Source organism: Nocardia seriolae NBRC 15557 (assembly GCF_007990715.1).
GTDB lineage: Bacteria > Actinomycetota > Actinomycetes > Mycobacteriales > Mycobacteriaceae > Nocardia > Nocardia seriolae.
This window is the reverse complement of record NZ_BJWY01000001.1, coordinates 130,325-136,555: the sequence shown is the minus strand read 5'-3', so window position 1 is coordinate 136,555 and position 6,231 is coordinate 130,325. Positions and strand designations below refer to the sequence as shown.

7 protein-coding genes are annotated in these 6,231 nt (G+C 68.2%); 4 read left to right on the top strand and 3 right to left on the bottom strand.

Annotated features, from left to right (window positions below; translation table 11 throughout):
- Positions 1-82: 82 nt before the first annotated feature.
- From NS2_RS00485 to NS2_RS00475, 3 genes are all read right to left on the bottom strand, one after another.
- Positions 83-1,111, bottom strand: a complete 1,029-nt coding sequence (locus NS2_RS00485) for an isopenicillin N synthase family dioxygenase (protein ID WP_235264014.1) — start codon at positions 1,109-1,111, stop codon at positions 83-85.
- A 97-nt stretch (positions 1,112-1,208) separates the two neighbouring features.
- Positions 1,209-1,934, bottom strand: coding sequence for an ABC transporter ATP-binding protein (locus NS2_RS00480; RefSeq protein ID WP_033090532.1), 726 nt, complete (start codon positions 1,932-1,934; stop codon positions 1,209-1,211).
- Between the two features lie 38 nt (positions 1,935-1,972).
- A complete protein-coding gene (locus NS2_RS00475) occupies positions 1,973-3,022 on the bottom strand; it encodes an ABC transporter permease (protein ID WP_033090531.1) in 1,050 nt (349 codons plus the stop codon).
- Between the two features lie 130 nt (positions 3,023-3,152).
- On the opposite strand from NS2_RS00475, the gene NS2_RS00470 reads away from it, so the two are divergent.
- The 4 genes from NS2_RS00470 to cobM are packed head-to-tail and all read left to right on the top strand — an operon-like array spanning position 3,153 to position 6,226.
- Positions 3,153-4,325: a sensor histidine kinase gene (locus NS2_RS00470; RefSeq protein WP_033090530.1), complete on the top strand. Its 1,173-nt coding sequence runs from the start codon at positions 3,153-3,155 to the stop codon at positions 4,323-4,325.
- Positions 4,322-4,957 (top strand): LuxR C-terminal-related transcriptional regulator, encoded by a 636-nt coding sequence (locus NS2_RS00465; RefSeq protein ID WP_033090529.1) that lies wholly within the window; start codon positions 4,322-4,324, stop codon positions 4,955-4,957. Before NS2_RS00470 ends, NS2_RS00465 begins: the two co-directional genes overlap by 4 nt.
- 48 nt (positions 4,958-5,005) lie before the next feature.
- Positions 5,006-5,431, top strand: a complete 426-nt coding sequence (locus tag NS2_RS00460; RefSeq protein WP_033090528.1) for a PPOX class F420-dependent oxidoreductase — start codon at positions 5,006-5,008, stop codon at positions 5,429-5,431.
- A 36-nt stretch (positions 5,432-5,467) separates the two neighbouring features.
- Positions 5,468-6,226: a precorrin-4 C(11)-methyltransferase gene (gene cobM, locus NS2_RS00455; RefSeq protein WP_033090534.1), complete on the top strand. Its 759-nt coding sequence runs from the start codon at positions 5,468-5,470 to the stop codon at positions 6,224-6,226.
- The last annotated feature ends 5 nt before the right edge of the window (positions 6,227-6,231 follow it).

The following is a 6,231-nucleotide window of genomic DNA, read 5'->3' as shown; positions in this document are numbered from 1 at the left end:
TTGCCTTCGAACCCATGAGCTAATTTTACTGCCGAATTCGAGGGCGGGGAACCCGAAATGTCCAGTATCGCTTAGGTTTTCGCTAATACCGATCGGTTGCTGCTAATACTCTTGCTGCTTCGCGTTCGGCATTTGTATTCGATTGCAGGCCACGGGAACCGGCGAGTTTGGCGCGGATATGGTCGGCGACGGTTACGGGGGCGTATTTGCTTCCAGCGCCGAGACAAGATGGGAGTGTTTGGATCAGTGCGTCGATATTGCCGTCGTGGAAGTAGGCGGCGCTGCGGCGGCGTTGGATGGTGCCGTTGATAATCGGTGGTTTCACTCGGTGGAGGGTCGAGAGCCATTGTTCGTTGGTCCAGCGGGCCATCAGGTCGCCGAGGTTGACCAGGAGGGCATTGTCGGCGGGTTGGACGTCGTGCCAGGTGCCGTCGGCGTCGAGGACCTGGAGGCCCGGGGCCTGGTCGGCCCAGAGGACGGTGACTATGCCGTAGTCGGTGTGTTCGCTCATGCCGGTGAGATCGCCGTCGAGATCGACGGTTCCGGGCGGCAGCGCGTAGTTGTTCATGCGCAGCACGTCGAGGGAGTGGTCGGTGAAACGGTCGAAGAAGCCGGGCGGGAGTTCGAGGGCGTCGGCGAAGATCGTGGTCAGGGTGCGGGCAACGCGGGCGGCTCGGGAGAAATAGGTTCCGATGGCTGTGGAGAACTGGGGAAGTTCTGTGGGCCAGAGGTTTTCGGCGTAGTCCTCGGCGGGTAGATCCAGGCCGGGGCAGTCGGTGGTGGCGACGCCGACATTGAAGGCTTCGAAGAAGTCGTTCATTCGGGTCGCGGATTCGACTCCCAGGCTGAGGCTGAGGCTTTCGCTCTTCGGCGGGGAGTAGCCGCGGTTGATGGACGGTGCCGTGCGGTAGGCCGCCTTGGCTTCCAGCGGGAGTGCGAAGAACGAATCCAATGCCGCCGCGAAGTCGTCGATCACGGGGCGCGGCACGGCGTGCCCCGTGATCTGCATGAACCCGACGGTCCGCGCGGCATCGTCGATGCGCCGCGCGGTTTCGCGCCGCCGGTCTGCGGTCCCGCCGCTCACGTAGGCGCTGATGTCGATGACTGGCACCTGGAACTCCACCGTCGCTCCCTTCGCTGGCCGTCATCCCAGCCTGACCGATCCCGCCGCGCAATGCATCCGCAACCGGTCACGCCCGTGTAAACGATCAGGCGGCGAGCGCGGCCTTCTGCTGGGTGAGCACGCCGTCGACCATGCGGTAGACGCTGTCCATCTGGTCCAGGTGCGACAGGTCGTGGGTGACCAGCAGGGTGGATGCCCCGTGGTCGCGGACGATGCCGACGATCAGGTCGATGATGGCCGCGCCGCGCTCCTGATCCAGGGCGCTGGTCGGCTCGTCGATGACCAGCAGCGACGGGTCGTTCATGAGCGCCCGGGCGATATTGACGCGCTGGCGCTGGCCGCCGGAGAGCTGGGCGGGCCGCTTGTTCTCGTGACCCGACAGACCCACGGCCGCCAGCAGATCCCTTGCGCGCGAACGGGCTTCGCGGCGCATGGCGGGGGAGACGAACCAGGACTGGCCCAGGTGGACCATGGCCTCGAGCTGTTCGACACAGGTCAGCGCGGGGATCAGGTTCGACTGCTGGAACACGATGCCGATGGAACTGCGGCGCAGGGTCGCGGCGTCGCCGCGGCTCAGGGCGGTGAGATCCACGGTGCCGGTGGCGGTTTCGAGTTCCACGCGGCCCGATTCGGGGCTCAGCAGGGTGGACACGGTGGCCAGCAGGGTCGACTTGCCGGAACCGGACGGGCCGGTAAGGGCCGCGATCTCGCCGCCCGCCACGCGCAGGTGCACGTTGTCGAGGGCGGTGATGCGTTCCGCGCCGTCGGGGAAGGTGAGGGTCAGGTCGGAGACGGTGAGTGCGTTGGTCATCGCAATGCTCCTGGGAGGCAGGGGAAGTCGGATGGTGCTCAACGGGCCTGGTTGAGGGCCGTGAGCGGATCGGTGGTGACGAGGAAGCGCAGGGCGAAGGCGGCGCCCAGCAGGCCGAGGACGATCAGGGCCGCGGCGGGGAACAGGGTGGTGCTCACGCTGAGCACGAAAGGCACTGCGCCGCCCATGAACAGGCTCGCGACGGCGGTGATTCCGACGCCCACGCCGACGCCGAGCAGCAGCACGATGAGCGCCTGGCTCAGGGCATCCCGGATCAGGGAACCGGTGGTCGCGCCGAGGGCCTTCAGGGTCGCGATATCGGGCTGGCGCTGCACGGTCCACACCGTGAAGAACGCGCCGATCACCAGGGCGGAGATGGCGAAGAGCATGACCGTCATGAGGGTCAGCGAGCCGTTTTCGGCCTTGTAGGACGACATCGCCTGCAGCGAATCCTCGGTGCTGGTCGTGGTGGTGCGCGCGGTGTCGTTGACGGCCTTCTCCTCGCTCACGCCGGAGACGGCGAGGATGGTGGCCGCGCCCGCGTGCGGGTTGAGGGTCTGCCAGTCCGACAGGGTCATCCACACCACGGGGGTGTGGGCGTACCAGTCGTCGTCGGTGACGCCCTGCACGGTGTAGCTGGCCGCGCCGAGCTCCACGGTGTCGCCGGCCTTCGCGTCCAGGTCCTTGGCGGCGGCCTTGGACAGGATGACCGAGCCGGAGTCGGTTGCCACGCGCTTGCCGAACGGGGTGCCCTGCACGCCGAACAGCGCCACCTGGGTGGGCGACGCGCCGTCGAGGGTGGCGCGGGTGCGGCTGATGCCGATCGGGTCGACGGTGCCGCCGGCGCGCTGCCAGGTCTGCACCTGCTCGCTGGTCAGGGTCGAGGCGTCGAAGGACGGTGCGGAACCGGTGTCGGAGAACACCACGGTGTCGGTGTTCAGCGATTCGATGGCGGAAATGTTCTGGTGTGCGAGCCCGGCGGTCAGGCCACTGAGGAAGCTCACCAGCAGCGCGACCAGAGTGACCACCAGCGAAATGAGGAGGAAGCGGCCGCGGGCGGCCCGCAGATCTCTGAGTGCGACGAACATGATTCCACTGTGTCGCCGCGGACCCCGGAAACCATCGTCGAGCGGGACGGTTCGGGCCCCAGCCAAGGATGGGTCGGCGTTTCCTACTTTCGATGGATGCCGCGCCAATAGCCGGGCATAAGCTGGTCGCGTGCATCGCTCGCCGCTGACCCCGGTCTTCTCCGCCCTGCAGGTGGGCCTGCATGTCATGGTGGTGGCGCTCACCATCGTGGTGGCGGTGCAGGAGCTCCTCGCCGGATCGCATCGGATCCTGGTCGTGGTGCTCGCGGGCGTCTTCCTCGGCGTCTACTTCGCCGGGGGTCGCTATCGCCGCAGCCTGGTCGCGGCCCGCGTCTGGCTGGGCCTGCTGACCCTGCTGTGGCTGGGGCTGGTGTCCGTCGCCCCGCTCTCGGTGTACCTCGTCTTCGGCCTGTTCTTCCTGTATCTGCATCTGCTGCCGCGCAATTGGGGCCTGCTCGCGGTGACCGTGGCCACCGTCGTGGCCGTCGTCGGGTTCGCGGCGCACCGTGGCTGGACGCTGGCGGGCGTGATCGGGCCGCTGCTGGGCGCGCTGGTCGCGGTCGCCATCGGTCTCGGCTACCAGGCGCTGTTCCACGAGGCCGCGGAGCGCCAGCGCCTCATCGACGAATTGCTCGCCACCAGAAACACTCTCGCCGAACAGGAGCGCACCGCGGGCAAGATGGCCGAGCGCGAGCGCCTGGCGCAGGAGATCCACGACACGGTCGCCCAGGGGCTCAGCAGCATTCAGTTGCTGCTGCACGCGGTGGAGCGCGCCGCCCCGGATCATCCGGCGCTGGAGAAGATCCGGCTGGCCCGCGCGACCGCCGCGGACAGCCTGGTCGAAACCCGCCATCTCATCGCCGAACTCACGCCAGCGCCCTTGGAGGGGCAGTCCCTGGCGGGCGCGCTCAACCGGGTCGCCGAGCGGGTCGCCGCACCGGGCCTGGACGCGCAGGTGCTGGTGGAGGGGGAGCCGCAGGCCCTGCCCATGCCCATCGAGGCCGCCCTGGTGCGCATCACCCAGGGCGCGGTCTCGAACGTGGTGCGCCACGCCCACGCTCAGCGCATGCGCATCACCCTGACCTACGCCGATGACGCCGTGCACCTGGACGTGGTCGATGACGGGGTCGGGATCGATCCCGCCGTGCTGGCCGAATCACCCTCCGGCAGCTTCGGTCTCAACGCCATGCGCAATCGTGTGGAGCAGCAGGGCGGCACCATGGACGTCGAATCCGAGCCCGGCCACACCGCCGTCACCATCTCCTTCCCCTTGGAGGACCAAATCACCCCGGAGAAGCAATGATCCGCATCCTCCTCGCCGACGACCACGCCATCGTCCGCGCGGGTCTGCGCGCCCTGCTGGATTCCAGCGTCGCCGAAACCGATTGCGACGACATCGAAGTCGTGGGCGAGGTGGCGACGGCCGAAGAGTCCGTTGCCTTCTGCTCGACGACCCCCGTCGACCTGGTCCTGATGGATCTGCGCTTCGGCCCCGGCAAGTCCGGCGCGGACGCCACCGCCGCCCTGCGCGACCTCCCGAACCCGCCGAATGTGCTGGTGGTCACCAACTACGACACCGACGCCGACATTCTCGGCGCGATCGAGGCGGGCGCGGTCGGCTACATCCTCAAGGACACCCCGCCCGCCGAACTGCTCGCCGCGGTCCGCTCCGCCGCCGAGGGCGAGAGCGTGCTGTCCCCGTCGGTCGCCTCCCGCCTCATGACCCGGGTCCGCAAGCCCGACACCACCCTGAGCCCTCGCGAGATCGAGGTGCTGCGGCTGGTCGCCGACGGCCACTCCAACCGGGAGATCGGCAAGCGCCTGTTCCTGTCCGAGACGACCGTGAAATCCCATCTGGTCCACATCTATTCGAAGCTCGGTGTGAAGTCCCGCACCTCCGCGGTGGCCCGGGCCCGCGAGCGCGGGGCCATCTGAGACGCGCGCTTCCCGGGTATCGGGCCGCCGGGACCGTACGGTGACGGCATGACTTCGATCTCCGATCCGCGCGTGCGCGAGTTCCTGTCCGAAGGCACCCGCACCGGCAAGCTGGCCTTCCTGTCCGGTGACGGCCGCCCGCTGGTCACACCGATCTGGTTCGTGCTCGAGGGTGACGAGATCGTCTTCAATACCGGCAAGGACACCGCCAAGGGCCGCTCCATCCTCCGCGACGGCCGCCTGACCCTGTGCGTCGACGTCGCGGCCCCGCCCTACTCCTTCGTCCAGGTCCAGGGTGTGGCCGAGGTCTCCGAGGATCCTGTCGAGCTGGTGCGCACCGCCACCGATATCGGGTCCCGCTACATGGGCCCCGAGCGCGCCGAGGAGTTCGGCAAGCGCAACGGCGTGCCGGGCGAACTCGTCGTACGCCTGCGCCCGACCAAGGTCCTCACCAATTTCGAAGTCAGCGGCTGAAATTCCGCCGGTGGCCCGGTGTGCGAGACTCGCCCGATGACGGTGCACTTCATCGGGGCCGGGCCGGGGGCGGCGGATCTGCTGACCGTGCGGGCGGTCGAGCTGCTGCGGCGGTCGGCGATGTGCCTGTACGCGGGGACGTATCTGGATCCCGAGGTGCTGGGGCACTGCGCGCCGGATGCCGAGTTGATCGATACCCAGAAGCTGGATCTGGACGAGATCATCGGGCACTGTGCGCGGGCACACGCCGAGGGCAAGGATGTCGCCCGGCTGTGCTCGGGGGATCCGTCCATCTATTCGGCGCTGACCGAGCAGAAGCGGCGGCTGGACGCGCTGGGGATCCCGTGGGACGTGACGCCGGGGGTGCCCGCGTATGCGGCGGCCGCTGCCCTGCTGGGCGCGGAGCTGACGGTGCCGGAGCAGGTGCAGTCGGTGGTGTTGACTCGCACACAAGCCCGTTCGACCGTTATGCCCGATTCTGAGGCGCTGGCGAACTTCGCCCGCACCCGGGCAACCCTGATATTGCATCTCGCTATCACGCGGATCCGGACGCTGGCAGAGGAGTTGACGCCCGATTACGGGGCGGACTGCCCGGTTGCCGTGGTGTACCGCGCGACCCAGCCCGAGCAGGTGGTGCTGCGCGGCACGCTGACGACCATCGCGGATCAGGTGGAGGCCGCGGACCTGCGGCAAGCCGCGGTGATCCTGGTCGGCGGAGCGCTTGCGGAAGCAGTCAACTGCGCGCGGTCACACCTGTACGATCCTGCTCGCGATAGGTCGCATATCACTGGCTGAAAGGC